At 42.7% G+C, this 25,850-nt stretch carries 29 protein-coding genes and 2 pseudogenes; 22 read left to right on the top strand and 9 right to left on the bottom strand.

What is annotated here, in order from left to right; all coding sequences use genetic code 11:
• The first annotated feature begins 449 nt into the window (after positions 1-449).
• The 7 genes from AS29_RS21670 (at position 450) to AS29_RS21665 (ending at position 6,653) form a co-directional block, all read left to right on the top strand.
• Complete coding sequence (locus AS29_RS21670; RefSeq protein WP_197491628.1) at positions 450-602, top strand: hypothetical protein; 153 nt, start codon at positions 450-452, stop codon at positions 600-602.
• Positions 603-978: 376 nt separating this feature from the next.
• Positions 979-1,764: a Fe-S cluster assembly ATPase SufC gene (gene sufC / locus AS29_RS17160; RefSeq protein WP_035410267.1), complete on the top strand. Its 786-nt coding sequence runs from the start codon at positions 979-981 to the stop codon at positions 1,762-1,764.
• A gap of 18 nt (positions 1,765-1,782) precedes the next feature.
• On the top strand, positions 1,783-3,081 hold the full coding sequence (gene sufD, locus AS29_RS17155; RefSeq protein WP_035410264.1) for a Fe-S cluster assembly protein SufD: 1,299 nt from the start codon (positions 1,783-1,785) through the stop codon (positions 3,079-3,081).
• Complete coding sequence (locus AS29_RS17150) at positions 3,081-4,301, top strand: cysteine desulfurase (protein ID WP_035410261.1); 1,221 nt, start codon at positions 3,081-3,083, stop codon at positions 4,299-4,301. Before sufD ends, AS29_RS17150 begins: the two co-directional genes overlap by 1 nt.
• The gene (gene sufU / locus AS29_RS17145) at positions 4,291-4,728 is read left to right on the top strand and encodes a Fe-S cluster assembly sulfur transfer protein SufU (RefSeq protein ID WP_035410259.1); all 438 of its coding nucleotides are present in this window, start codon (positions 4,291-4,293) and stop codon (positions 4,726-4,728) included. Before AS29_RS17150 ends, sufU begins: the two co-directional genes overlap by 11 nt.
• A 37-nt stretch (positions 4,729-4,765) precedes the next feature.
• A complete protein-coding gene (gene sufB, locus AS29_RS17140; RefSeq protein WP_035410256.1) occupies positions 4,766-6,163 on the top strand; it encodes a Fe-S cluster assembly protein SufB in 1,398 nt (465 codons plus the stop codon).
• A 340-nt stretch (positions 6,164-6,503) separates the two neighbouring features.
• Entirely contained in the window at positions 6,504-6,653 is a 150-nt protein-coding gene (locus AS29_RS21665) for a hypothetical protein (RefSeq protein WP_035410253.1), read from the top strand.
• 235 nt (positions 6,654-6,888) lie between these two features.
• Here AS29_RS21665 and AS29_RS17135 read toward each other — a convergent pair whose 3' ends face one another.
• A complete protein-coding gene (locus AS29_RS17135; RefSeq protein ID WP_035410250.1) occupies positions 6,889-7,584 on the bottom strand; it encodes a hypothetical protein in 696 nt (231 codons plus the stop codon).
• A 47-nt stretch (positions 7,585-7,631) separates the two neighbouring features.
• Positions 7,632-7,865, bottom strand: a pseudogene (locus AS29_RS21130) (IS1595 family transposase); the annotation flags it as partial.
• Positions 7,866-8,375: 510 nt separating this feature from the next.
• Between AS29_RS21130 and AS29_RS17130 the strand changes: the two are divergent.
• Together AS29_RS17130 and AS29_RS17125 are read left to right on the top strand one after the other, a co-directional pair.
• Positions 8,376-8,867 (top strand): DinB family protein, encoded by a 492-nt coding sequence (locus AS29_RS17130; RefSeq protein ID WP_035410247.1) that lies wholly within the window; start codon positions 8,376-8,378, stop codon positions 8,865-8,867.
• A 266-nt stretch (positions 8,868-9,133) separates the two neighbouring features.
• A complete protein-coding gene (locus tag AS29_RS17125) occupies positions 9,134-10,045 on the top strand; it encodes a hypothetical protein (protein WP_197491627.1) in 912 nt (303 codons plus the stop codon).
• Between the two features lie 57 nt (positions 10,046-10,102).
• Here AS29_RS17125 and AS29_RS17120 read toward each other — a convergent pair whose 3' ends face one another.
• Positions 10,103-11,020, bottom strand: a complete 918-nt coding sequence (locus tag AS29_RS17120; RefSeq protein WP_035410242.1) for an arginase family protein — start codon at positions 11,018-11,020, stop codon at positions 10,103-10,105.
• Positions 11,021-11,125: 105 nt separating this feature from the next.
• On the opposite strand from AS29_RS17120, the gene AS29_RS17115 reads away from it, so the two are divergent.
• Positions 11,126-11,470 (top strand): winged helix-turn-helix transcriptional regulator, encoded by a 345-nt coding sequence (locus tag AS29_RS17115; RefSeq protein WP_035410239.1) that lies wholly within the window; start codon positions 11,126-11,128, stop codon positions 11,468-11,470.
• A 143-nt stretch (positions 11,471-11,613) separates the two neighbouring features.
• Here AS29_RS17115 and AS29_RS17110 read toward each other — a convergent pair whose 3' ends face one another.
• Complete coding sequence (locus AS29_RS17110; protein WP_035410236.1) at positions 11,614-12,267, bottom strand: VC0807 family protein; 654 nt, start codon at positions 12,265-12,267, stop codon at positions 11,614-11,616.
• A 160-nt stretch (positions 12,268-12,427) separates the two neighbouring features.
• Here AS29_RS17110 and AS29_RS17105 point away from each other — a divergent pair, with 160 nt between their 5' ends.
• The 5 genes from AS29_RS17105 to yunB all read left to right on the top strand — a co-directional run bounded on the left by AS29_RS17105 (position 12,428) and on the right by yunB (position 16,818).
• Positions 12,428-13,285: a DUF72 domain-containing protein gene (locus AS29_RS17105; RefSeq protein ID WP_035410233.1), complete on the top strand. Its 858-nt coding sequence runs from the start codon at positions 12,428-12,430 to the stop codon at positions 13,283-13,285.
• 21 nt (positions 13,286-13,306) lie between these two features.
• Positions 13,307-14,125, top strand: a complete 819-nt coding sequence (locus tag AS29_RS17100; RefSeq protein WP_035410230.1) for a sulfite exporter TauE/SafE family protein — start codon at positions 13,307-13,309, stop codon at positions 14,123-14,125.
• A gap of 24 nt (positions 14,126-14,149) precedes the next feature.
• A complete protein-coding gene (locus AS29_RS17095) occupies positions 14,150-15,532 on the top strand; it encodes a bifunctional metallophosphatase/5'-nucleotidase (protein WP_035410228.1) in 1,383 nt (460 codons plus the stop codon).
• A gap of 78 nt (positions 15,533-15,610) precedes the next feature.
• Positions 15,611-15,913, top strand: coding sequence for a YunC family protein (locus AS29_RS17090; protein WP_035410225.1), 303 nt, complete (start codon positions 15,611-15,613; stop codon positions 15,911-15,913).
• 179 nt (positions 15,914-16,092) lie between these two features.
• Positions 16,093-16,818: a sporulation protein YunB gene (gene yunB / locus AS29_RS17085; RefSeq protein WP_035410223.1), complete on the top strand. Its 726-nt coding sequence runs from the start codon at positions 16,093-16,095 to the stop codon at positions 16,816-16,818.
• Between the two features lie 93 nt (positions 16,819-16,911).
• Here yunB and AS29_RS17080 read toward each other — a convergent pair whose 3' ends face one another.
• Positions 16,912-17,886 (bottom strand): M23 family metallopeptidase, encoded by a 975-nt coding sequence (locus AS29_RS17080; RefSeq protein WP_035410269.1) that lies wholly within the window; start codon positions 17,884-17,886, stop codon positions 16,912-16,914.
• 247 nt (positions 17,887-18,133) lie between these two features.
• On the opposite strand from AS29_RS17080, the gene lipA reads away from it, so the two are divergent.
• Positions 18,134-19,030, top strand: coding sequence for a lipoyl synthase (gene lipA / locus AS29_RS17075; RefSeq protein ID WP_035410220.1), 897 nt, complete (start codon positions 18,134-18,136; stop codon positions 19,028-19,030).
• A 66-nt stretch (positions 19,031-19,096) separates the two neighbouring features.
• On the opposite strand, the gene AS29_RS17070 is transcribed toward lipA, so the two are convergent.
• Positions 19,097-19,774, bottom strand: a complete 678-nt coding sequence (locus AS29_RS17070) for a YhcN/YlaJ family sporulation lipoprotein (protein WP_051860774.1) — start codon at positions 19,772-19,774, stop codon at positions 19,097-19,099.
• A gap of 122 nt (positions 19,775-19,896) precedes the next feature.
• Here AS29_RS17070 and AS29_RS17065 point away from each other — a divergent pair, with 122 nt between their 5' ends.
• Positions 19,897-20,172 carry a YutD family protein gene (locus AS29_RS17065; protein ID WP_035410214.1) on the top strand — a complete coding sequence of 92 codons (276 nt, stop codon included), beginning with the start codon at positions 19,897-19,899 and terminating at the stop codon, positions 20,170-20,172.
• An 84-nt stretch (positions 20,173-20,256) separates the two neighbouring features.
• Here the strand turns inward: AS29_RS17065 and AS29_RS17060 are convergent, their stop codons facing one another.
• Both AS29_RS17060 and AS29_RS17055 read right to left on the bottom strand, forming a co-directional pair.
• Positions 20,257-20,475 (bottom strand): hypothetical protein, encoded by a 219-nt coding sequence (locus tag AS29_RS17060; protein WP_051860775.1) that lies wholly within the window; start codon positions 20,473-20,475, stop codon positions 20,257-20,259.
• A gap of 118 nt (positions 20,476-20,593) precedes the next feature.
• Positions 20,594-20,857: a DUF3055 domain-containing protein gene (locus AS29_RS17055; protein ID WP_035410207.1), complete on the bottom strand. Its 264-nt coding sequence runs from the start codon at positions 20,855-20,857 to the stop codon at positions 20,594-20,596.
• Between the two features lie 212 nt (positions 20,858-21,069).
• Between AS29_RS17055 and AS29_RS17050 the strand changes: the two genes are divergently transcribed.
• Genes AS29_RS17050 through AS29_RS17040 form a run of 3 tightly spaced genes read left to right on the top strand, consistent with a single transcriptional unit; the run spans position 21,070 to position 23,568 of the window.
• Positions 21,070-22,320 (top strand): EAL domain-containing protein, encoded by a 1,251-nt coding sequence (locus AS29_RS17050; protein ID WP_231889975.1) that lies wholly within the window; start codon positions 21,070-21,072, stop codon positions 22,318-22,320.
• Between the two features lie 15 nt (positions 22,321-22,335).
• Positions 22,336-22,773 (top strand): DUF86 domain-containing protein, encoded by a 438-nt coding sequence (locus AS29_RS17045; protein WP_035410200.1) that lies wholly within the window; start codon positions 22,336-22,338, stop codon positions 22,771-22,773.
• A gap of 21 nt (positions 22,774-22,794) precedes the next feature.
• A complete protein-coding gene (locus AS29_RS17040; protein ID WP_035410196.1) occupies positions 22,795-23,568 on the top strand; it encodes a TIGR01457 family HAD-type hydrolase in 774 nt (257 codons plus the stop codon).
• Positions 23,569-23,603: 35 nt separating this feature from the next.
• On the opposite strand, the gene AS29_RS17035 is transcribed toward AS29_RS17040, so the two are convergent.
• Positions 23,604-24,101, bottom strand: coding sequence for a phosphatidylglycerophosphatase A family protein (locus AS29_RS17035; protein WP_035410194.1), 498 nt, complete (start codon positions 24,099-24,101; stop codon positions 23,604-23,606).
• Between the two features lie 241 nt (positions 24,102-24,342).
• On the opposite strand from AS29_RS17035, the gene yutH reads away from it, so the two are divergent.
• Together yutH and AS29_RS22095 are read left to right on the top strand one after the other, a co-directional pair.
• Positions 24,343-25,350: a spore coat putative kinase YutH gene (gene yutH / locus AS29_RS17030; protein WP_035410191.1), complete on the top strand. Its 1,008-nt coding sequence runs from the start codon at positions 24,343-24,345 to the stop codon at positions 25,348-25,350.
• Between the two features lie 342 nt (positions 25,351-25,692).
• Positions 25,693-25,850 (top strand): annotated as a pseudogene (locus tag AS29_RS22095) (IS110 family transposase); the annotation flags it as partial.

Genomic DNA, 25,850 nt, shown 5'->3' with positions numbered 1-25,850 from the left:
ATATCTGAAGGCTAATTTGCGTTTCAACCGAATGTCCGTCAGGGGCAAAGACAGGGTTGAAAACGAACTAGGCTTTGCCTTCATGGCGGTGAACTTGAAAAAGTACACCGCCATGAACACATAAAAGTCCAAAGAAAAGCAGATTTCAACATAAAATAGGGTCCCGATCAGAAAAACCATCTGATCGGAACCCTTTACTTATTATTTCTGGTTAGTTTTGTCCCAGCCTCTTTCAATATGGAAAGAAAGACAAGCTTTTTGGAGCAAAACTGCCAATGAAGGTTTACGATGAGCGAAATCAGGCTAACTCATAACTGAAGAGAAATTAACGTCCCTTAGCCTGTTTTAAAAAAATTCAACAGTTTGATACGATAAAATTGTTGAAAAAACTGAAAGGATGATTCATTATTCTTACGCAGCAAAAGCTGGTACTGGAGCATACGGCAGAAATGGAAAAAGCCATGCAGAAATCTCATGGAATGAGCTATGCAGAGTATGGCCGTAAACTTGATAATCGTCTTGAGGTAGAAGAGAAACGTGAAAAAAGCTATCGTGAGAGCATGAGAATGGCAGCTGCTCACCAGCGAAAAGCACATCATTAAATAGAACGTGGAGGAGGGCCGTGTGACTGCGGCCCTCTTTTTATCTTCCTACATAATAAGGATGAATCTGTATTTCAAGGAAACGCGGAATAGTGGTATTATAAATGTTCAGGCAATTGAATAAACCGGTAAAATGGCTTGAAGGACAGTGAAGCTGTGTAACGGTTGTATTCAGATTTCATTTGTTATAAGATTAGAATGAGAATAAAATGAGAATCATTTGTTTTTAAATCGCAGGAAAGAAGAGCTGAGACCTCTTGTGCTGCCATAGCCGGCTCTGCATTTCTGTCTTTTTGTTTTTTTGCAGAAACAGGCATAAGATGAGGCTTCAAGCTATTCTTTACGCATAAAATCCGTTATTGATGGAGGTAGTAACATGTCAGGTTCAACTTTAACTATTAAGGATTTACACGTTGAGATCGACGGGAAAGAGATTTTAAAAGGTGTTAACCTTGAAATAAAAAGCGGTGAGTTCCATGCGATTATGGGACCGAACGGAACGGGTAAATCTACTCTTTCTTCAGCAATTATGGGGCATCCTAAATATGAAGTAACGAAGGGCAGCATCACATTCGACGGTGAAGATGTTCTGGAAATGGAAGTAGATGAGCGCGGCCGTGCAGGGCTTTTCCTTGCTATGCAGTATCCGAGTGAAATCAGCGGGGTAACAAACGCAGACTTCCTTCGCTCTTCTATCAATGCACGCCGTGAAGAAGGACAAGAAATCTCCCTGATGAAATTCATCCGCCAAATGGATGAAAACATGGAGTTCCTTGAAATGGATCCTGATATGGCACAGCGCTATCTAAACGAAGGTTTCTCAGGCGGGGAGAAAAAACGCAACGAAATTCTTCAGCTTATGATGATTAAGCCGAAGATTGCGATTCTTGATGAGATTGACTCCGGTCTTGATATTGATGCACTTAAAGTCGTTTCTAAAGGAATTAATCAAATGCGCAGCGACGATTTCGGCTGCCTGATCATCACTCACTATCAGCGTCTTCTTAATTACATCACGCCTGATCACATTCATGTCATGATGCAGGGACGTATTGTAAAATCCGGCGGACCTGAGCTTGCTCAGCGTCTTGAATCTGAAGGTTATGATTGGATTAAGCAAGAGCTAGGGATTGAAGACGAAACTGTCGGACAAGAAGCGTAAGCGTTAGGAGGGCTCAATTTGGAAACGCAAATCAAATTTGATAAAGATTATGTAGCCGGCTTCTCAAGCAAGCACGGCGAACCGGATTGGCTGAAGGACCTTCGCTTGCAGGCGTTGGAGAAATCCGAAGAGCTTCCTATGCCAAGACCGGATAAAACAAACATAAAGAATTGGAACTTAACGGATTTTGACCAGCATACCGTTGAGAGCCAAGAATATACATCTCTTCATGACCTTGATGATTCCGTTAAAATTTTAGTGGATGCTGAAAATCAGGATCAGACCCTATACATTCAGCGTGATCATACACCGGCATACGTTTCTTTATCAGAAGAGGCGAAGTCTAAAGGTGTGATTATGACAGATATTTTCACTGCTGTTAAAGAGCACGGAGATCTTGTTCAAAAGTACTTCATGCAGGATGGCGTGAAAACGGATGAACATAAGCTTACAGCTCTTCACGCAGCGCTTATGAATGGTGGAACGTTCGTCTATGTTCCGAAGAATGTAGAATTGGAAGCACCGCTTCAAGCTGTTTTCGTTCATGAAAAAGCAAAAGCGGTCTTTAATCACGTATTGGTTGTAGCAGAAGACAATAGTTCCGTTACTTATGTAGAGAACTATATTTCCGTTAACAGCCAAGAGGCCATCTTCAACATCGTGACAGAAGTGTTTGCGAACACGAACGCACGAGTAACCTACGGAGCAGTAGACACTCTTTCTAAAGAAGTGACTTCCTACGTGAACCGCCGCGGTGTTGCAGGGCGTGATGCGCGCATTGAGTGGGCACTTGGAATGATGAATGATGGAAATACGGTTTCTGAAAATGTAACGAACCTTGTCGGCGATGGTTCTTATGGAGATACTAAAACAGTGGTTGTAGGGCGCGGAGAGCAAACCCAGAACTTTACGACGAAAGTTGTTCATTTTGGTAAACACTCTGAAGGATACATCCTGAAGCATGGTGTTATGAAGGACAGTGCCACTTCCATCTTCAATGGAATCGGAAAAATTGAGCTGGGTGCTTCAAAATCCAACGCTGAGCAGGAATCCAGAGTGCTCATGCTGAGCGAAAAAGCACGCGGAGATGCCAATCCAATTCTCCTTATTGATGAAGATGATGTAACAGCAGGCCATGCTGCATCAGTTGGCCGTGTAGATCCGCTTCAGCTGTTTTATCTAATGAGCAGAGGAATTTCACAGGCTGAGGCTGAAAGACTTGTTATTTACGGCTTCCTTAACCCAGTGGTAAAGAAAATGCCAATCGAAGGCGTTAAGAAACAGCTTGTGGAAGTTATTGAGAGGAAAGTAAGATAATGGATATGAAATATATCCAAAAGCAGTTTCCGATTCTTGACCAGAAAGTCAACGGAAAGGATCTTGTTTATCTGGACAGCGCTGCAACCTCTCAAAAGCCTCTGGCTGTGATTGAAGCAATGTCTAAATACTACCGCGAATACAATTCCAATGTTCACCGCGGTGTTCATACTCTTGGAACGATGGCAACAGACGGTTATGAGGGCGCACGAGAAAAGGTTCGCAAGTTTATCAATGCGTCTTCAACCGAAGAAGTCATTTTTACAAGAGGAGCTACAACCGCCTTGAATGTGGTAGCGTTAAGCTATGCGCGGGCTAATCTTCAGCCGGGTGATGAAATTGTCATCACTCATATGGAGCATCATGCAAATGTTATTCCATGGCAGCAGGCTGCTAAAGCCACCGGAGCCCAGCTGAAATACATTCCTCTTCAGGAAGATGGAACGATTTCTTTGCAGGATGCAGAAGAAACCATTACTGATCAGACGAAAATTGTTGCAGTTATGCAGGTTTCAAATGTGCTTGGCACGATCAACCCTGTTAAGGAAATTGCTACAATTGCCCACAGACATGGGGCTGTTATGGTCGTGGATGGTGCACAGAGCACTCCTCATATGAGAGTAGACGTTCAGGATCTTGACTGTGATTTCTTTGCTTTTTCAGCACATAAAATGTGTGGTCCTACAGGTACCGGTGTACTTTATGGGAAGAAATCTCTTCTGGAAAACATGGAGCCAGCGGAGTTTGGCGGTGAAATGATCGATTTTGTCGGCTTATACGAATCTACATGGAAAGAGCTTCCATGGAAATTTGAAGCTGGTACACCGATTATTGCAGGTGCCATCGGACTTGGAGCGGCCATTGATTTTCTTGAGGAAGTCGGGCTTGATAACATCCTTGAGCACGAGCATAAGCTTGCGGCCTATGCGATGGATAAAATGTCCGAAATCGATGGGTTAACCATTTACGGACCTAAAGAAAGAGCAGGTCTTGTTACATTTAATATTGAGGATGTTCATCCTCATGATGTAGCAACCGTTCTTGATGCAGAGGGAATTGCAGTCCGTGCAGGCCATCACTGTGCACAGCCTTTAATGAAATGGCTGAATGTATCAGCGACAGCACGCGCGAGCTTCTATCTCTATAATACAGAGGAAGACATTGATCAGCTCGTAGCCGGGCTAGTCAAAACGAAGGAGTACTTCTCAAATGTCTTTTAATAATAATCTTGATACACTTTATCGGCAGGTCATCATGGATCATTATAAAAATCCCCGCAATAAAGGGTCATTGGAAGACAGCCTGACGGTTGATATGAATAACCCTACATGCGGAGACCGGATCCATCTGACCTTGAAGATCGAAGACGGAAAAGTAGCTGATGCCAAGTTTGATGGAGAGGGATGTTCCATATCTATGGCCTCCGCCTCTATGATGACCCAGGCAATTAAAGGGCATGACGTTGAAACGGCCCTTAAATTATCAGAAATCTTTTCAGATATGATGCAAGGAAAAGAATACGATGATACGATAGACTTAGGGGATATCGAAGCCCTTCAAGGAGTATCAAAGTTTCCGGCACGGATTAAATGTGCCACGTTGTCCTGGAAAGCGATGGAAAAAGGTGTACACAGCCAAGGGCAGTGACAATCAATATAAAATCTGAAAGAAGGAGTGAAGACGGATGGCTAAAAAAATGCCTGATATTGGGGATTACAAGTATGGCTTTTCTGATAAAGACGTCTCCATATTCCGTTCAAAGCGCGGATTAACGAAAGAAATCGTTGAAGAAATTTCGCGCATGAAAAATGAGCCTCAGTGGATGCTCGACTTCCGTTTGAAATCACTTGAGCACTTTTACAATATGCCAATGCCACAATGGGGCGGAGATCTGAATGCTCTTAACTTTGATGAAATTACGTACTACGTAAAACCATCTGAGAAATCCGAGCGTTCATGGGATGAGGTCCCTGAAGAAATCAAACGCACGTTTGACAAGCTTGGAATTCCGGAAGCGGAGCAAAAATACCTTGCCGGTGTTTCTGCACAATACGAATCCGAAGTGGTTTACCACAACATGAAGGAAGACCTTGAAGAGATGGGAATCGTGTTTAAGGACACCGACAGCGCACTTCGCGAAAATGAAGATATTTTCCGCGAGCACTGGGGTAAAGTGATTCCTCCAACGGACAACAAATTTGCAGCGCTGAACTCTGCGGTTTGGTCCGGCGGATCCTTCATCTATGTACCAAAAGGCGTGAAAGTGGATACTCCGCTTCAAGCGTACTTCCGGATTAACTCTGAAAACATGGGTCAATTCGAGCGTACATTAATTATCGTGGATGAAGGCGCACATGTACATTACGTAGAAGGATGTACAGCACCGGTTTATACAACGAACTCTCTTCACAGCGCCGTTGTTGAAATCATCATTAAAAAAGGCGGCTACTGCCGTTATACAACGATTCAAAACTGGGCGAACAACGTATTCAACCTTGTAACGAAACGTGCGGTATGTGAAGCACAGGCTACAATGGAGTGGATTGACGGGAATATCGGCTCCAAGCTGACGATGAAATACCCGGCCGTTGTTCTAAAAGGCGAAGGCGCCCGCGGAATGACTCTTTCCATTGCACTTGCAGGAAAAGGCCAGCACCAGGATGCAGGCGCGAAAATGATTCACCTTGCACCGAATACGTCTTCCACGATCGTGTCGAAGTCTATTTCCAAGCAAGGCGGTAAAGTAACGTACCGCGGAATCGTTCACTTCGGCCGTAAAGCTGAAGGCGCGCGTTCCAACATCGAGTGTGATACACTCATCATGGATAACAAATCAACCTCCGATACAATTCCTTACAATGAGATTTTAAATGACAACATCTCATTGGAGCATGAAGCGAAGGTTTCAAAAGTATCGGAAGAGCAATTGTTCTATCTCATGAGCCGCGGTATTTCTGAAGAAGAAGCAACAGAAATGATCGTAATGGGCTTCATCGAGCCATTTACAAAAGAACTTCCAATGGAATATGCCGTTGAAATGAACCGCCTGATCAAGTTTGAGATGGAAGGTTCAATCGGATAAATTACAAAAAGCCTTGGTATAGGGATTATACCAAGGCTTTTTTGTGTGTAAATTAGTTAGTGGAGTGCCAACTTTGAGCCAAGTCGAAATTTTTTTTGCTTTTTAAATAAAAGTCTATGTTAGATCTCTTATATTAGGAGGAATAATCACCTTGGATAAATTTATGATATTCTCTTCTAAAAAGAATGATTAATTACTTTTACTAAGTTTCTAACGTTTTACTGATATATGCAAAGTTAGCAGGACACTAATAAAGTAATAAGGTTTACTTCAGTAAAATAAGGTATATTATATTTGTTGAATAGATTCTCTTTAAAGATAAGAAAAGTAGGTGAACAAAGTGGGGAAATATCAATTGGATCACAAAGGTCAGGTAGCTGTAACAAAGTTTCATGAAAAAAACACGCCTGCCAAATTTGATAAAAAGAAGCAACTTGAAAAAATACGTGCGGAGTATTTGAAAAAGAAGCAAAAACATACAGAGAAATAATATGAATGAAAACATAGGTAGATTCAATTCTCCCTATGTTTTTCTTATTCGAAATTTTTTTCAATATCTTCTGCAATCGGGTGCATATCTGTAATTAGATAGGTGCTTTTTTATTTTTAAGTAAACTTGGCTGTTGATTGCAGCTAGCAGTCGTTCGCTTGTCCTTGGGCGGGCGGTGAGTTAAATTTTAATGTTGATTTTTCGCAAAATTAAAAGGGCTATAAAAAGCCCTTTATTATTCGTAATAATAAGTATTAGTCCAATGATAATCTTTGCCCTTGTTTTTACACCAGTTACTAAAATCCTTTTCTTGTTCGTTTTTGAAAATCTTCCAATCATTCAACAGTTCTCTATAATAGTTAATTTTGTCATCATTATCTTTTATGGTTTGTTGACATTCTACCTTATCATTTAACTGCTGTAACTTAGTAATAAGTATAGAATCTTCTTCAATATTACCCAGATATAAATCTTCGGATATATGATGAAACGAATACCAAAGCGAGTACAAATTAATATCAATTAGTTTTAACAAAGATAATTGTTCACTTCTGCCACCAAGTTCAATTGCATTTTTTAAGTAATCAATACATTTTTCGGTTTGTAAAAACAAGCCATACCATCTATACGGTCTTGGTTCTTTAGGATTGTTCTTTATCCATTCCTCAAGTATAGGCTTTAATAAATTTTCTTCTAAAGGATGAACTAGTAAATGGTGAATATTGTCTGATACTTCAAATAAAGCAAATAGCCAACAAGCGAAATTCTGTTGTTTATCTTTACCCCATTTCTTTGCTCCATCTATAAATGAGGATAATGCTTTAAAGGATTCCTTCCGTAGCCCTTTTTCTTTGAGGACACAAAACTTTTTAAATAACGGATATGCATCCAATCTATCGTTTTTCAAGACATTGGTTAAAATATTTTCCATTTCGCACTTCCCATCTCGTTTGAAATTAGTCGAACCTAACGAAATTACTATATGTTAAATTTGGACAGACGCAAACTATCATATGTATCTGTCATTTCAAATACAATTGATGTTAATAGAAATTCTTTAATATGCTGATTCGTGCTTTGGTTACTAGAACTATCGACAAACAAGAACCAAGCAAGATAATTATAAAGATATTTCGTAGCTACACCATTAAAACGGTCTATCCATTGTTTCATACGGGAATGGAAACCATTTACATTTTGAATGTGATACACCTGTTCTTATACTGATTATATCGAGAATTCAAGAAGGTATAAAATATTAACATTTACCTTTTAACAGAGCCAATTATAAAAGAGAATAAACCTACTGCCGTCGATTTGATAGCTTATTAGAAGAAAACATATATTCAATTAGTGTATTTAATGAGTACCTTTTTAAATAGTTCTTACTGAGCTAAACCAGCAAATGGAAGTTATTTTCTTATTGCATTGACGGGGCCATTGCTGAAAATGACGATCATCGTAATGTTAAGCAAGAATAGTATTACGGTTGTTGAACAAAGAGTATTGTTAAGGGGGAATATATTGCAATTAATATTTATTAGACGCGGTAAGAAACTTACCCGAAATGATCAAAGTAATATTCAACCAGACTAATGCCTTCATTTCATAAAAAGGAGAAAGCCCTTATTAAGAAGAACTAGTGATGTAGCTAAAGATCAAATGATTTTTAGATTAATAAATACTATTGGGTTCAAAATCATTATTAGGGGTGTGTATAGCATGGTCCATGCAAAAGCCTTATTATCCGATCAATTATTAGCTAATGCTAATGATCCGAGCTGGTATCTTCCATTTTCCGATGCAGTTGCAGAACTATCAGAAGAAGATGCGTTTTGGAAGCCAAACGAAAATTGTAATAGCATTGCTGAAATTGTTCAGCATCTCCTGTACTGGAATGAAACATGGCAAACGAGATACCAAAAATCAAATGTTCATGCTGTACCGTCCATAGGTGATAATAATAAGAGCTTTGTCATTTCGGAAAATGAAAACTTTAATCACTTAAAGGAACGTCTTTTAGAAGTCCTGTTGAAATGGCAAGAACTATTATTAGAAGAGAAGGTTGAGAGTGAAGTAAAAGGGTTCCCGGTACCTGCGGAATGGTGGGAGATCCTTGGAAATGCAGCAACACATAATGCTTATCACATCGGACAGATCATTTTTATTCGTAAGCTGCAAAATAGCTGGGAATTAGATGCTGTCGAAGAATAATCATATTATTAATTCAGGTTAAAGCAGAGGACTTGAGTCTTAAAGGAGACCAGAGCGGGTGTGAAGCAAACTTTTTTGTATAATCGCTGACTTTCAGAGAATAATTGCTGACCTTTTCAAAATATATGCTGACTTTCAGAGAGTAATTGCTGACTTCCCCTGCCCTAAGTCTATCGGCTCAATTTCCAACCTTCAAAAATCTGTAATCCAACCTTAACAAAAGCTTGCTATGGTTAAAAGGAGATCAGATCAGGAGGAGATTAACCGTGAAGAAAACAGCTGGAGCTATTATTATTTCGCTTATTGCTGCGTTTCCTGCATTAGGAAATGCGAGTGCATCTGAATTGGACCTCGCATCCAAGTGGGCGCCCGTTCATTACCAGGATACGGACAGCACCGATTATGATGCGGATTATCTGACTTCCGCCAATTATGACGGGGACTGGAACATGCTCAATAATTGGGAGAATCAGACTCGGGATCCAGGCAGGCTAAAAGGAAGTGCGTACTATTCTGTTTCGGAAACGGAAACGCACTGGTTTATCATCTATAGCTTTTATCATCCGAGAGACTGGACAGACTATCCGGATTTCGGGCTGGACACGCATGAAAATGATTTGGAAGGAGCCATGATGATTGTCAGAAAGAATGGCGGCCCTTCCGGCACTCTTGAAGGAATGGTTACCGTTTCGCACAATCATTTTTACTCATTTGTACCGGCGGGAAGTCCGCTTACAAATGGGGAGGAGAACATTGACGGCTCCATCCTCATGACGGATGGAAGACCATCCACGTTCCAGGAATCGAAAGGCCATGGATTGAAAGCGTGGAACGGAAAGGAATTCCCTGGCGGTGACGGAGTGATTTACAGGCCGACTGCAGAAGGAACTGTACCCTCCGGCGGAAATGACCGAAATGCCTCCTATAAACTGATTCCCGTAACAGAGCCGGGCGGACTTTGGGAACGCCGAAGCAGCAGTGAAACGTACGCGTCATTTGGAACGTTTGCAGGAGATAATGGGAAAGACAATGCTGCCAATGCTCCGTGGGGATGGGATGACTCGGATGACAGCCAAGAAAGGGGGGCAATGGCATTGGATCCTGCAGCTCTGACTGATGCCTATTTTGACGGACTTGGAACCTTTAGTAAAAAGTATTTGGTTAATCCATTCAGATAAGGTGACAAGTGAAGAGTCCGCAGCAGCGGACTCTTCTTCCTTGCCTGTGCCAAACGATCAGTTCGGATTTGCTAATAATGGAAACGAGTTAAGCATGCTTTTCAAAGCAATGGCATCCCAAGGCATATGCTCCGTTATTCCTAATCCGACAACCTCTGCTTCCTCGGATGCCAGGTGCATGATCTCAAGCAAACGGGAAATCTGCATCGTTCCCTTAGGAGAATAAAGATAGGGCGATTCAGGATTGGCAAATAATAATGAACGGAAAGCAGCCGGATCAAGCACATCCAGGTCAAGATGGATTGCCAAGTACTTAATGCTGCTCTCTTTTATCCAAGATTTTAACGAATCCAAGGTTTCCGCAAGTTCTTCAGCTCCCGCGGTTCGAATACCCAGTCTTTTTAATAGTTCCGTATCATCCGGTATGGCAATTCCTTTTTCCTGAAGCGTTTTGGAGATTATTTCCGCTTCTTGCTTCGCAGGTTTGGCCAGACCTGCAATAAAAACGTTTTCCGGTTTGAAGGGAGTGGTGACAAATCTGGCAAACTCCTTTTCACCTTCCCCAAGAAGATTTCCGAGGGGAAGAGTATGACCGTAATCATATCCGGGAATTCTCATCAAGTCAGAGTGGGCGTCAATCCATAGCAATCCGAGCTCCCCGCTGTATCGTTCATTCAGGTAGGCAAACGGAGCTTGCTCCACTAAACAATCTCCTCCAAACATGACAATGCGGTCCGGCTGATGGGCACTGATAAGATGGCGGGCAGCCTTTAATTGTTCCAGTAGCTGAGTTCTCCCGTAGACACCGTTCTCATTTTCCAGGGGGGTGCCGGCATAAGCTTGAACCGGTACCTCTATAAGGGGCTGACCATTTTCAGGGGCAAGCCATGCCAGCAGCTCTGCTCCAAAAGAATAATTAGGATTGTTCCCGCCCTGCCACTGCGGCATAAGAAGCCGGATTGTTTTTTTGTCCATTTTCCTCTCTCCTTTACTTTCGGTTAAGTCTAGATTACACTGTACGAAAATAAATAAAAGTACGCACTTATTGGATAGATACTATCAGAAAGGATAGTGAAGAGGATGGGGATGACTGAGTACAAGGGGAAAATAAAGCATATTCAGGATACACCTTTTGGCTATACGATATCTGTGATCGGCGGAAAGTGGAAAATGGTTATCCTTTATCTCCTTGCTGAAAATCGGGTCGTTCGGTTTAATGATTTAAAAAATCAAATCGGGACGATTACATACAAAACGTTAAGCTCACATCTTAAGGAGCTGGAGGCAGATGGTCTCATCCACCGCAAAGAATATCCTCAAATCCCTCCTAAAGTAGAATACAGTCTTTCCAAAAAGGCCGAGACGCTGCTGCCTGTATTAGAAGAACTGTGTGAGTGGGGAGTAAAAAACAGACCCGGTCTATAAATAAAACCTGAGAACAATAAAGTACCCCGGGAACACTGATTGAGTGTTCCCGGGGTACTTAATTAACTGTTAGTATGAAAAGCTGCTGACTGGAGCAGTCCGTTTACCTTTAAGAATTCTGATACATTCGGGAAAAGAGCCGCTTATACAATCGATTGATTTCTGTCATCCGAATCATCCGAATCATCGGGAGAAGCTTCGTTAATCCTCATCCCCACAAATACAAAGGTGATCATAAGAATCACCGTAAATACCCAGCCATAAATTTTCATATAGAACAGAATCTTATCATACTGGGAAATGCCATATTGATTCAGAAGAAACGCTCTTAAGGCAGCGTTCAGCAGATTTTGCATGGCAAATACGAAGCTGACAAGATAAAAGAGAGGCAGCAGTTTTGGCTGCTTGTACAGCTTTAGGCTGTCTTCCCGTTTATGGCCCTGCAAATAAGCGATATCGACCATTAAATAGAGGCCAAACGGCTTTTTGATTAGGATTGTGGCAATCCAGAAGAGCCCGAAGCCTACCGATACCCAGACGTTATTTTGCTGCATTCGCTCAGCGTTTTGAGAAAGCAGATCGATGATTGTGTTAATGCTCAGTGAAGCCATAATAAAAAGACCAGTCACATTAAATTGTTTTTCAGCAAAAAAACGATAGACGGTATAAATAATTCCGGGGACTGTGGAAAGGAGCATTGCCCAGTAATCACCAAGCGGAGCTTTTCCATATTCCCAGATGACATATGGCAATACTAAATAAAAGAGAATATCTGATATGATCAGGTGTTTTTTCATTTTCATCCTCCTATTTCCTTAGTATAACATGTTCTTTCCAATTGAAATCTCCTATTTTTTGAAGAAGGAATACTTTGATATAATAAAGAAAAACAGCCATTGCGCTTGTGTGTTTACTGATGGCTGAAAGAGGCGGCCGCTGCAGGAAGGGTTGAGTGTATTGATTCATATTGGAGTAACAGGATGGGGAGATCATGATTCCATTTATCCGGATACCATCCGGCCTTCTGACAAACTAAAAGAATACAGTGCCCATTTTCCGGCAGTTGAGATTGATGCGAGTTTTTACGCGGTTCAGCCTGAACGGAACATGAGGAAATGGGCGGAAGAAACCCCTTCAGAATTTCAGTTTGTTGTCAAAGCCTATCAGGGCATGACCGGGCATGAACGAGGGGAAATTCCATTTGAAACGAAGACGGAGATGTTTGAGGCTTTTAAGCTTTCCCTGAAGCCTTTAATAGACGCAGGCAAGATGGCGATGGTGCTGTTTCAGTTTCCGCCGTGGTTCCATTGCAAAAAGGAGAATGTGGATTATTTGCGGTGGTGCAGGCAGCAGATGGCCGACCTTCCATGTGCATTGGAATTCAGAAATCAATCCTGGTTTCAGCCTGATGTAAAAGAGCGGACCCTTTCATTTATGAAGGAAGAGAACTGGATCCATAGTATCTGTGACGAGCCTCAAGCAGGGAAGTGGTCAATCCCGGCAATTCTTGAGATTGCAAATCCTGAGAAAACCCTGGTCCGTTTTCACGGCAGAAACGTACATGGCTGGAATAAAACAGGGAATGATCATGAATGGCGCGAGGTTCGCTATTTGTATAAATACAGTACAAAAGAGCTTAAAGAGTGGGCACAAAACCTTAAAGATCTAAGCGTGAAAACAAAAGAACTGTTTGTCCTGTTTAACAATAACTCGGGGGGAGACGCGGCGGAGAATGCTCAGGAACTCATTGACCTGCTCGGTATTACGTATGAGAACCTCTCCCCCCGCCAATTAAGCTTACTTGATTTTGATTAGAATGAGAGAGAAGGAATCGTTATGGAATGGGTTATTTTAATTTTGCTGGGTCTCGCAGCCGGTACACTCGGCAGCTTAGTCGGGCTTGGAGGAGGAATCATTATTGTTCCGGCGCTCCTCTTTCTGTCCGGCTTCCTCGGGGCTGATATGACGCCGCAGCAAGCAGTGGGGACCTCGCTGTTTGTCCTGATTTTTACAGGGTTATCCTCTACCCTTGCATATATGAAATATAAGAGAGTGGATTATAAAAGCGGCTGGATCTTATTTATCGGAAGCGGACCGGGAAGCCTCTTGGGAGCATGGGTAAACCGTGCTTTTACGGATGATTCGTTTTCAGTATGGTTCGGGCTGTTCATGATTGCGATGGCCGTTGTCCTGATGCTTAAGGAGCGGGCTGTCCCTCTTGAAGGACGGAGAGGGAAAAAAGGAATTGAAGGAGTTTACATAGACCCGGCTGGAAAGGAAATCCGCTATTCCTACCAGCCTCTTACCGGAATTGCCGTTGCCTTTGCCGTTGGATTTTTAGGCGGGCTGTTTGGAATTGGCGGAGGATCGCTCATGGTGCCGGTTATGGTCATGCTGTTCCTGTTCCCGCCGCATGTTGCTGTAGGAACGTCCATGTTTATCATTTTCCTTTCATCCATAGCGAGCTCAGGCATTCACGCGTACTTGGGAAACGTAAACTGGCTCTATGCGCTGGCGCTGATTCCTGGCGCATATGCGGGCGGAAAGCTTGGAGCTTTTATTAATAATAAACTTGAGAGCAAAACCATTCTTATTTTGCTTAGAATTGTCCTCGTTTTAGTAGGAGTCCGTCTGATTTACCAAGGCATCAGTTAAGGTGTTTGAAGGAGAGAGAAAACAATGAAGAAGCTGCATATTTACCACACCAATGATCTCCACAGCCATTTTGAAAATTGGCCTCAGATTGCGCATTATGTAAAACGCAGCAGGCAGCAGAACTTGAAAGATTCCGAAGAAAGTTTTTTATTTGATATCGGCGACCACGTAGACCGGTTTCATCCAATCAGTGAAGCATCCTTTGGGCAAAAAAATGTGGAAATGATGAATGAGCTTCGTTATGATGCGGCCACCATCGGAAATAATGAAGGCATCACGCTTCCCTATGCTTCGTTAAATTCCCTGTACAGCCGTGCAAGCTTCCCCGTCATTTTGTCTAATTTATTTCAGCCCGATGGACAGAGGCCGGGGTGGGCCAAGCCTTATGAAATTCTGACGCTCTCTGATGGATTTAAGGTGGGCCTGCTTGGTGTGACAGTCAGCTACAAGCCCTTTTACGAAAAGCTCGGCTGGATCATTCAGGATCCGTTTGAAAGCTTAAAAGAGGTGCTTCCTGGAGTTGCTGAGCAGGCAGACTACCTTGTGATGTTATCTCATCTCGGTCTATATGATGATGAGAAGCTTGCAGAGGAATTTCCGGAGCTGAACCTGATTTTAGGCGCCCATACCCACCATCTTCTCGAAGAGGGAAAATGGATCAATGATACCTTACTGTGCGGAGCAGGAAAATATGGAACACATACTGGTCATGTAGAAATGGAATACGATGCGAAGACGAGGTCAATATTGAATCAGAAAGCCTCCGTCAAGACAATGGAAGATGAAGAAGCAAGCATGGAGGACGAGAATAAGCTGAATCTTCATCTGGAAGAAAGCATTGCCCTGTTATCGGACCCAATTGCGGAGCTCGATAGGGAGCTGAACATACGCTGGTTCGAGGAATCTGATTTCTCCGCGCTTCTTGCAAAAAGTCTGCGATCCTGGTGCGGAGGGGAAGCGTCGATGATCAATGCGGGCATGCTGCTTGATTCACTTCCTAAAGGACCGGTTACCAAGAAAGATCTTCACAGAATCTGTCCCCATCCCATTAATCCCTGTAATGTAGAACTGATGGGAGATCAGCTCCTTGAGGTAATCAGGCAGGCATCCTCTCAAGAGATGGAGCAACTTAAAATGAAGGGACTTGGATTCCGCGGTGCGGTAATGGGAATGATGATTTTCGATGGAATTGACGTCGCGTATGAGACCTTAAAAGACGGCAAAAAGCACGTTGCTTCTGTCGCCATTAATGGGCAGCCTCTCGATCCGAACCGGAAATACAAAATTTCTACTGCGGATATGTTTACTCTTGGACCGCTTTATCCCGTAATCGGCCACTCTCCAAATAAGGAATATTTTATGCCGGAATTTTTGAGAGACTTGCTGGAGTGGTCGCTTACTCATTAAAAATGGCGTTTCATACTTGAAACCATTCATTTCATCCTTTTCTGCACATATGCTGTTAAGAGGAGGGGGTGTGGAAGAATGGTGACCATTTCACCCATTGTAATAGACGGTCATATGTTTACTGCGGTGACGGTTAATTTGCCGAAAACCAACTTTATGGCCATATCCAGTGAAAAAGGCTACATCGCCTGCGGAGCATTGGATGTAGCGTTATTAAATGATCAATTAAAAGATCGTGAAATTATTGCAGGGAGAGCAGTCGGAGTAAGGACGATTGATCAGCTCCTAAATGCTCCGCTGGAATCCGTCACCTTTGAAGCCCAAACGTGCGGAATTCACGCTGGTATGACAGGGAGAGACGCTCTTTTGCTGATGATATAGTTTAAGCAGTTCATCTCAGCGACTTTGTAATGGCAAAAGGTTTTACGGGCAGTTCATTTCACCGGTCTTAATGTATAAATAGGAGGGGACTACTGTCTGTTAAAGCGGGAAAATCATGAAAATACTATCGTACATCCTCTTTATCATGCATACATATAGCATGTGAAGGGGGTATTTTTTTGGCTAAATTTCGTAGACGTCTCCCAAAAAGAGGACCGATGCCTTTCCGGTATGTGCTGCTGCTCTCTTTTATTTTTTTTCTTCTCTCTACTGCAGCGGGATTGTATATCGTGAATAAAGAAATTCAGCCGGTGCTGATGAGCATAGCCGAAGCTGAAACACAGAAGATTGCATCCCTGATTATAAATGATGCGTTAAAAAAACAGCTGGAAGAAGAGGGGGATACGGGCAAGCTCGTCAATGCCAATGTGGATAAAGAGGGAAAGTTAATTGATTTGGATTCAAGCGGAGTACGGAAGATGCTTGCGGGCTTTACAGATCATATACAAAGAAATCTCCTGCTAGCCGAGAAAGGAAATCTGGCAGTGCTCGATATTCCTGAGCTAAAGGATTCGAAAGAAAATTTCATTTATCAGATTCCTCTTGGGCAAACAACGGGAAACGTTCTGCTCGGTGGCATAGGGCCGAAGATTCCGGTCCGGTTTGAACTCATCGGCCATGCACTGACTGATTCCAAGACAACGGCAGAACCATATGGAATTAACAACGCGCTTATAAAAATTAACATTGATGTGAGGGTCAATCTTCGGGTGATTATTCCATTTTCAAGTAAGAGTACAACCGTTTCAACAAGCATCCCGGTAGATATCAAAACCGTTATTGGAGACGTGCCGGACTATTACAACAACGGCGGAGGGCAGGCTCCGGCCATTGAGCTAAAATGAAACCTTAAACCTGCAGTGATGGGTGAGCGGTGAAAAGTACGGTCATATTTTAGGCGGAAAAGTAAGAAAGAACGCGATTAAGGGCGTCCTTTTTTACTTTTTATTTTTCTTATCTCCCCGTTCCCAAATCCGTAAATATGGATAGGGATCAAAAGACCATTCTGTTCGGCCGTTATCTTTGTACATCCCGTAATGGAGATGAGGCGGGAATTTCCCTGCCGTGCCGGGCGGTCCGTAGCCTGAGCTGCCAACAGATCCGATAACCTGGCCGGGCTTTACAATCATGCCCTCCCGTAAGTTCTTGGCAAACCCATTCAAGTGTCCATAATAATGATAGGTGTTTCGAATATCGCGGATGCCGACTCTCCATCCGCCAAACCGGTTCCAGCCTTTCATTTCGATGATTCCATAGGAGGTGGCTAGCACAGGCACACCGTAATCAGCAAATATATCCGTTCCTTCATGAATCCTTCTTCCGCCCCATCCACGGGCATCACCCCATGTGCTCCTGTAGCTGTAATTATATCGAATCGGCACAGGGAAAGAACGGCCAGCCAAATCCAAATTCCCTATTTTATCGATGATCTTCATATGGCCTAAAATAAGGCCTACCGATTTATCTCTTTGATAGTAGTCCCATAAACCAATTTTTATGTTTTCGAGTCCTCTTCCATATGGTGAAAGGAAGGAGGCATAGGAGAACAGGACGTCCTCATCATTTGCCGGATCAGCCTTCCCGTCTCCATCTCCGTCTCTGCCGATCCCTCCAAAAAGGTGAATTCGTGCGGGATTAACGTCAGAAGGATTGGGGTTTAGAGGGCCGCTCCAGCGGTCAGGTGAAATATAGATCCCAATCAGTCCGTTTTGTTTTGGCAAATCTCTTCTCGAAAGCCTGACATTCCGCTCAAATTGATCAGCTGCAGCGAGCAGCTCCCAGGAAATATGAGTTCGTTTTCCAGTTTTCTTAAACAGCATCATCCGCTTTGTATTTTCTGCTTTTTCATCGTTATTTTCTGCTCCCGCTGCATGATGCGGAATGCAGAAAACGGCAAGCATTAGGGCAATCATTATATAGCGCAATGTGAATAGCCTCCTTTCAAGTCCTTTTCCAATATGTTTAGTTTGGAGCGAAAGGAGAATTTCATTAATAGTAAATGTTAGAAATACAGAAAGCGCCTGTTTTCCTTGTCCTTAATTCCTTTTCTATGTTAAAGTGAGGGTTGTAGAAAAAAATTTTACAGGGTAATTACCTGTTTTGTGGTGACGTTTTCATTTGGTTTTTTACTCATGAGACTACATACTGGAGATGATTTTTTTGGCCAAGCAAGAGGAACATTTACGCAAACCGGAATGGTTAAAAATAAAACTGAATACGAATGAAAATTACACAGGCTTAAAGAAATTGATGCGGGAACAAAAGCTCAATACAGTCTGTGAAGAAGCAAGATGCCCGAATATTCATGAATGCTGGGCTGTCAGACGAACGGCTACCTTTATGATTTTAGGTTCTGTATGCACACGTGCATGCCGTTTCTGTGCGGTAAAAACCGGCCTCCCTACTGAGCTTGATCTTCAGGAGCCGGAACGTGTAGCAGATTCTGTTGCTGTAATGAACCTTAAACACGCTGTTGTAACGGCTGTTGCACGCGATGATTTGAAAGATGGCGGATCCCAGGTATTTGCAGAAACGGTTCGCGCTATTCGCAGAAAAAGTCCATTCACAACAGTGGAAGTTCTTCCATCCGATATGGGCGGTTCATATGATAACCTGAAAACTCTTATGGATGCGCGTCCAGATATTTTGAATCATAATATCGAAACCGTAAAGCGCCTTACACCAAGAGTCCGTGCCCGTGCGAAATACGACCGTTCTCTAGAACTGCTGCGCCGTTCCAAAGAGCTTCAGCCGGATATTCCAACGAAAAGCTCTATCATGATTGGTCTTGGCGAAACGAAGGAAGAAATTATTGAAACAATGGATGATCTTCGAGCAAACCATGTAGATATCATGACAATCGGCCAGTACCTGCAGCCGACGAAAAAGCACTTGAAGGTTCAAAAATATTACCACCCTGATGAGTTTGCAGAATTGAAAGAAATTGCTCTTTCTAAAGGATTCAGCCACTGTGAAGCAGGCCCGATGGTCCGTTCTTCCTATCATGCCGATGAGCAGGTAAATGAGGCATCCAAGCAGCGTCAGGCAAATGCATAAAAAAAAGTGTCTCTGCCTCAGGCAGCAGACACTTTTTTTATGTTGAAGGGATTATGCTAATGTACACTATTTATAGCGTGTTTTCTCATAAGAGTCCTTCATATCCTCATCCATGTCCTCATTCATTTCTCCATAACCCTCGCCGTTTGCATTTTCTCCCTTATTCAAGCTTTTACCTTGAGGAGAATCTTTAAGCATCTGCCGGATCAGTTTGGAAATAATCGCATCGGCATTCGGACTTTGGGAGTCCATTTTACTGTACGATTGAAGCTGATCAAAATAAGACGGATTATCGGAAATGTACACATGATAATAACGGGGAACAGCAGAAATAGCGGTTTTGCTCACCATATCAGCCATTTCATTTCTGTTCCTGCCGCTGCCCCGATAAGCAATCAGAGCTTCTTCATCTGTTACAAGTACTGCCGCTTCCTCAATGCCCGGAAGCTGAACGGATAATCCGCTGATCGTATCGGCAAGCTCTTCCCGGTTAATTCCGTAATACTCTGTCTGCTCTCCGTTTTTAGTCAACCCGCTTTTTTTATGGCGGACAAATCCATAGTTCTCTGTTTTCTGCTCCTTTTTGCTCTCATTGCTTGTCTTTTTGTACATATCTTTTTTTTCATTTACATTAATCGTACTTCCATTTTCATCGGTCATATCCTTTTGCCCTTCCTCACCCATTTGGCAGGCAGATGCCAGGAGAAGGACGGCTAGGAAAACGAACGGTTTTAAAAATTTCAATTTCATGCACCTCCTGTTTATAAGATGGCCATTTTAAAGCAAATTTTTTCTAGTAATTGATGGAGAAGGAAAAATCCGATATGATAAAGAAAATAAACGTCCGCTATAAGGAGCGCTGTCCATTGGTAACCGTACAAAATATTCATTATGAGCTTTTTAAAGATGAGAGAGACGGCTTTAACGAAGAAGCCTTTAAAGCGCGGTACTCGGACATCTTAAATAAATATGATTACATCGTTGGTGATTGGGGTTACGGCCAGCTTAGGCTAAAAGGGTTTTTTGAGGATCAAAACCAGAAAGCTTCTTATGATACGAAAATAAGCACCCTTGATGAGTATCTTTATGAGTACTGTAATTTTGGCTGTGCCTATTTTGTTTTAAAAAAAATACGTAAATAAAGGGTTTTTTCCTGTTAAGCGTAATCTGCATGAGAATTTCAGCCCGAAAAAAAGAGCTTATCGCTGTATAGCGAAAGCTCTTTATTACTGCTCATTTGCATCAGGATCGTCGTGAGTCGGATGTGCTCCGGGATCCTGCCGCTGAAGCTCCTGGTGAAGATCTTTATTCTCATAATTAAAGGCGCTGTAGTAGCGCTGTCCTTTTTTCCATGGGGTGGTTTTGTTTTCAACAGGGGTGTCTTTTCCTCTCGGAGCACCATATGGGCCCTCTGGAGTTATTTCTGGTGTAATGTAGTTCCTCATTGCTTCGACATTTGAAAAATCCCGGTATTGATCGTTTTGGGATTGATCCACTGCTTTTCACCTGCCTATTTCGATTTAGGGGTAGTTTTATCGAATTCGGCTCGACTTATCCCAGATTTTAAACGGTTTCGTACAGAAACTCCCTTAGTTCAGCTGCCTCTTCCTCTGAAAGCTGGAATGCATGTTCAATATAACCGGGTTCGTCTAAATCATCTGTACCAACAATCGCAAACCGGCTGCTTTGAAGGTTTAGTACAATCATTTTGCCGTAGTAGCGGCTCGTATGCAGCAAGGCTAGATCAAAGCGCTGATATTCGCCAGTGAAACTTACAAATCTTGTTTTTGTTTCATCCACCTCATCATATAAGAAAATTCGCTCCATTTTACTTTTCCCTCCACTGCATTTTTATAAAATTATACCAAATTCAGAATCTTCCTCCTGTTAAAAACAAAAAATTTCGCTTAGAAAATCCGATTATTGCTATCGTGTGGTAAAATAGACTTACATAAAAATGCGTAATCAGAAGGACTGAGAACATGTTCCGTGATTTTTGTACTATAAACGCTAAGCGGATAATTAAATGGAGTAAGATTATGCTCCCATATACCTATTTAAAGTATTATCCTCCGCAATTCATTTTGAGGAATCCGCTGCTTGAAGGGGTTTATGATGCTGTCATCGACGGAAAAAAAGTAGCGGGAATTGTCATTAATTTTACGAATATAAAGGAAGTTATCTCACAGCTGGACTCTTCTCAGGAAAAGGAATTTTTTCTGAGCTTTAAAAAGCATACCAAATCCATACTGGAGACGTCTGACTTTCAGAATGATATACTTGTTGTGCACAATTATTATAATAAAGGCTTGACCGTCTTTTTGAAGATTGATGAAAATAAGCAAAGCGTCCCCTATATTGAGCAATTCATCGGATATTTTGTATCTATGATTCAAAAGTGGCTTTCTCAGGATTATCCTTACATTCATTTCACAAGTGAATCGGGCTATATGTTTGTTGACAGAACAGAAGGATCCACCCATGAGGCGATCTTAAGAACCCAGCAGCAGGCGGCTGATATGGCTGAGAAGCGGATTCATTCCAAATATATCGATATGGTGCTGAACATGAGAGACATTGTCCAAAAACAAAATATCAGGCTCCTTGCACAGCCGATTATTGAACTGGACACAAAAAAGGTCCAGGCCTGGGAAATCTTAACGAGAGGTCCTGAAGGCACACCACTTGAAAATCCGCTTCAATTATTCTCAGTGGCAAGGCAAACCAATATGGTCTATGATCTCGAAATGCTGATTTTGGAAAAAGCCATGAGTCTCGTTGAAGAAACGCGGACACAAGAGGATATTTACATCAATTTCACCCCACTTACTCTGGGGAACAAGAGGTTTGTTGCCTCTGTTAAAAAAGCATTCGAACGCCATCCAGCTGTAAATCCGCAAAATATCATTCTGGAAATTACCGAGCGGGATTCCATTGAGGGAATGGCTTTTTTTAAGGATAATATCAGCGACTTGAGGGATATCGGAATCCGTATTGCAGTTGATGATACAGGAGCGGGTTATGCCAGTCTGCACACAATCAGCGAAGTACTCCCGGACATCATTAAGATTGACCGGTCGGTTATTGAAAACATTGATACGAACCGGGTAAAAGAATCGATGCTGAAAGGACTTCTTCTTATCGCAAGAGAAACAGGATCGCTTGTAGTGGCTGAGGGCATCGAAAAGAAAGAAGAGGCTGATGTACTGACCAGAAATAGGGTAGACTTGGCACAGGGATATTTTTATGCCAAGCCTGGATTGCTTCAAAAAGAACGGGTAGCCTTTTAAAAAGGGGATGACTGCATGTATTTTGTAGACAGGGAAAAAATAGAGGAAACACTGAAGCTGATGGAAGACCTTCTCAGCTTTTTTTCAGAAACCGATTCTTTTGAAACGAAAATGGAAAAGCTGGCTCTTCAAAGACTGGGACATTTGACGATTGAGTGCATTCTTGACACAGGCAACGCCCTGATTGATGGATTTATCATGAGGGATCCTGGCAGTTATGAGGATATCATTGATATATTGCTGGATGAAAAAGTGATTGCAAAGGCTGATGAGGAAGGTTTGAAGGAGCTGGTCTTTTTCAGAAAACCATTGATTCAAGAGTATCTTTCTGCCGATACAAAGCAGCTTGAAAATCTGATGGGCACACATTTTGATATACTGAAGGCTTTTCCTCAAAAGGTGCGTACGTATCTTGCGAATGAGCTTGGCCCGGTATCAGCTTTCAAAAATTAGGTTCCAGCAGGAGTGAACAGCATGAAATCATACAAAGGCTATTTAATTGACTTAGACGGTACGATGTACAAGGGTACAGAAAAGATTGAGGAAGCAGGGCAGTTTGTTAAACTGCTGAATGAAAAGGGCATTCCCTATCTATTTGTTACGAACAATTCTTCGGCCACTCCTGAGAAAGTTGCCGAAAAGCTGAATGCGTTCGATATTCCTGCGGCTCCTGAGCAGGTGTTTACCACCTCTCAAGCCACAGCCAATTATATGCATGAACAAAAACCGGGCGGAACGGTGTATGTAATTGGAGAAGAAGGCATCAGACAGGCACTTGAAGAAAAGGGTTTTTCGTCAGGTGAGGAACAGGCCGATTTTGTGGTAGTCGGTATTGACCGGGGGATTACATATGAGAAACTTGCAACGGCATGCCTGGCTGTCAGAAACGGCGCACAGTTTATTTCAACAAACGGGGATATTGCGATTCCCACAGAGCGCGGGCTTCTTCCCGGGAATGGTTCACTAACGTCGGTAATCGCGGTTTCCACTCAAGTCCACCCCACTTTTATCGGAAAGCCTGAGCCCATAATTATGGAGCAGGCGCTTGAGGTTCTTGGTATTCCTAAAGAGGATACGCTTATGGTAGGAGATAATTATGCTACAGACATTCTGGCCGGCATCAGGACTGGAATGGATACACTGATTGTCCATACGGGCGTTACGCTTAAAGAGCATCTTGAGGGTGTTGACGTTCAGCCTACCTATTCTGTCCATTCTTTGGAAGAATGGTTCATGAACATAAAATAAAACAGCCGGGAGAAAAATCTCCCGGCTGTTTTTTCTCATTCCGTATTCGCTGCGCGGTGGGCAAGCCTGCTGGATGCTGCAGCGGCAATTGCCCCAACGATATCATCCAGAAAGGTATGGCACATTCCGGTTGACTTATCATTTAAAAATCCAAGGATACCCGGTTTTTCCTTGTCAATGTATCCATAATTGGTAAACCCAATGGATCCGTAGATATTGACGATGGAAAAGGCCATAATCTCGTCCACTCCATATAAGCCTTCATCGGTTTCAATAATGCCCTGTAAAGGCTCCTCAAGCATTTTCTTTTCTGCCAGTTCGTCAAGCTGAATTCCAGTCAGAATGGCGTTTTGGACTTCTCTTTTTGCCAGAACCCTTTCTACGTTGGCTGTACAATCATCCAATTGCAAATTCGGATGATATTTTTTTTGCAAATAGTAGACGAGGTCTGCAATATCAGATATGTTAACCCCGCGCTCTGCCAACTTTTGTCTGGCCTTTTTCTCAACATGATCCATGCTGCGCTTTTCCATCCGCACCATCCCATCTTCATTTTGGGTCTTTTCGTATAGATTCCAGAAGGAGTCCTGCCGGGAGGAGGCCCAGTTCTTCGCTGCAGGACTCGCGCATGCTGCGGAACTATCTTCCAGTTAGGTCGCCTTATATTTAATATTTTATACAATCGTCATTAAATGGTGTAAGCATTCAGCGCCAAAAAGTAGCATATTCAGGCGGTTCTGAGATTAGGATAGGGTAAGACTGCCTGAAACGGAGATGGTTCCGCTGAAAGATTTTTTGAAAGAGCACTTCGGCCTTCAAGTACCTGGAATATTTAAAGCGGGAAGCTATGATGCCTTTCGGGTCCATGGAACGATTGGAATCATCGTTCCCGTACAGCAAATCGACGAACAGGAGCTGTATGAGCTTTATTATATGAGTCAGTATTTACAGGAAAAAAGAGAACCATACGTAGCGGTATTCTGGCCGAGTCTGCAAGGAACGTTATCTGCAGAGAAGGACGGACGACGATATGCGGTACTAAAATGCGCAGATCGCATTGTTTCAAGAGGTCAATCTGCGGGGAGAGAATTGGCTCAGTTTCATCAGAAATCGAGAAGCTATCCATACCAGGCAGATAAAACGAAGCGAATCGGCCAATGGAAGGATCTTTGGGAACGAAGGCTTGATCAGCTCGAAGTCTTTTGGAGAGGGAAAGTGCAGGCGCATCCGCTGGACCATTTTGAAAAGCTGTTTATTGAGTCTTTCCCATATTACCTTGGACTGGCGGAGAACGGGATTCAATACCTTGTGGATACGGAGCTTGATGACGAACCGCTATTGTCAGACTCAGCTACCATCTGCCATAACCGGTTTCATTCAGAAATATGGAACAGGGAGTTTACGGTGAAGCTTCCGACGGATTGGGTGTTTGATCACGCAAGCCGGGATATTGCTGAATATTTGCGGTATGATTTTTTCCAAAATCCTGAGCAGCTAAGAAATGAGGGAGGCGTATTCCTCGCTGACTATGACCGAACGGCACCTCTTTCCTCTTTCTCATGGAGGCTGATTTACAGCCGCTTGCTTTTTCCTATTCATTACTTTGAATGTATCGAGGATTATTATTTAGCTCCGGATTCAGAAAAGCCTTATTATGAAAAGAAGCTTCATGAACTTCTGCAGCGGTCGACCGAGTATGAGCAGTTTTTAACCTCATACTCAGGCATGCTTTCAATGAGAACGAAAAAAATTCAGCTTCCTGTCCTCCACTGGCTCGCATAAGACCCCTGGTGCCTATATGGTGCAGGGGTTTTTTTAGGCTCACCGCCTGTCCCGCGGAAATCGCCCGCAACGGAAATCATAAGCCGAGTTTAACAGAGACCACCATGCTAATCTAATTCGCACCATGGCGCATGAAAATGGTTTATTCCGCCTATAACGGTAAGGCAATGATTATTACCAGAGGTCGGTTGAGCTTGATGTTTCGAACTCGTAACAGAGACGGACCGCGGTAAGCAAGTGTACCATGTTTTGTCGCTCTCATTTGAGAAGCACGTAGGGTAGATTACACAATAAGCTTCCGTATAATAGTCATTGCCTTTACTTTATTTTGTGGGTGATAACATGGAGATTATCAGTGAATTTGTTTGTGGCATGGACGTCCACAAGAACTCAATTACAGCCTGTATTTTAACCCCTCAACAAAAAGAGATTCGGACCTTCGGTACAATGACTGATGACCTTCTCTTGCTTGTTGACTGGTTACAAACTCACCGGTGTAC

This window comes from Bacillus sp. SJS (assembly GCF_000732485.2).
GTDB classification, from domain to species: domain Bacteria; phylum Bacillota; class Bacilli; order Bacillales; family Bacillaceae; genus Metabacillus_B; species Metabacillus_B sediminis.
This window is presented reverse-complemented; position numbering and strand designations above follow the sequence as displayed.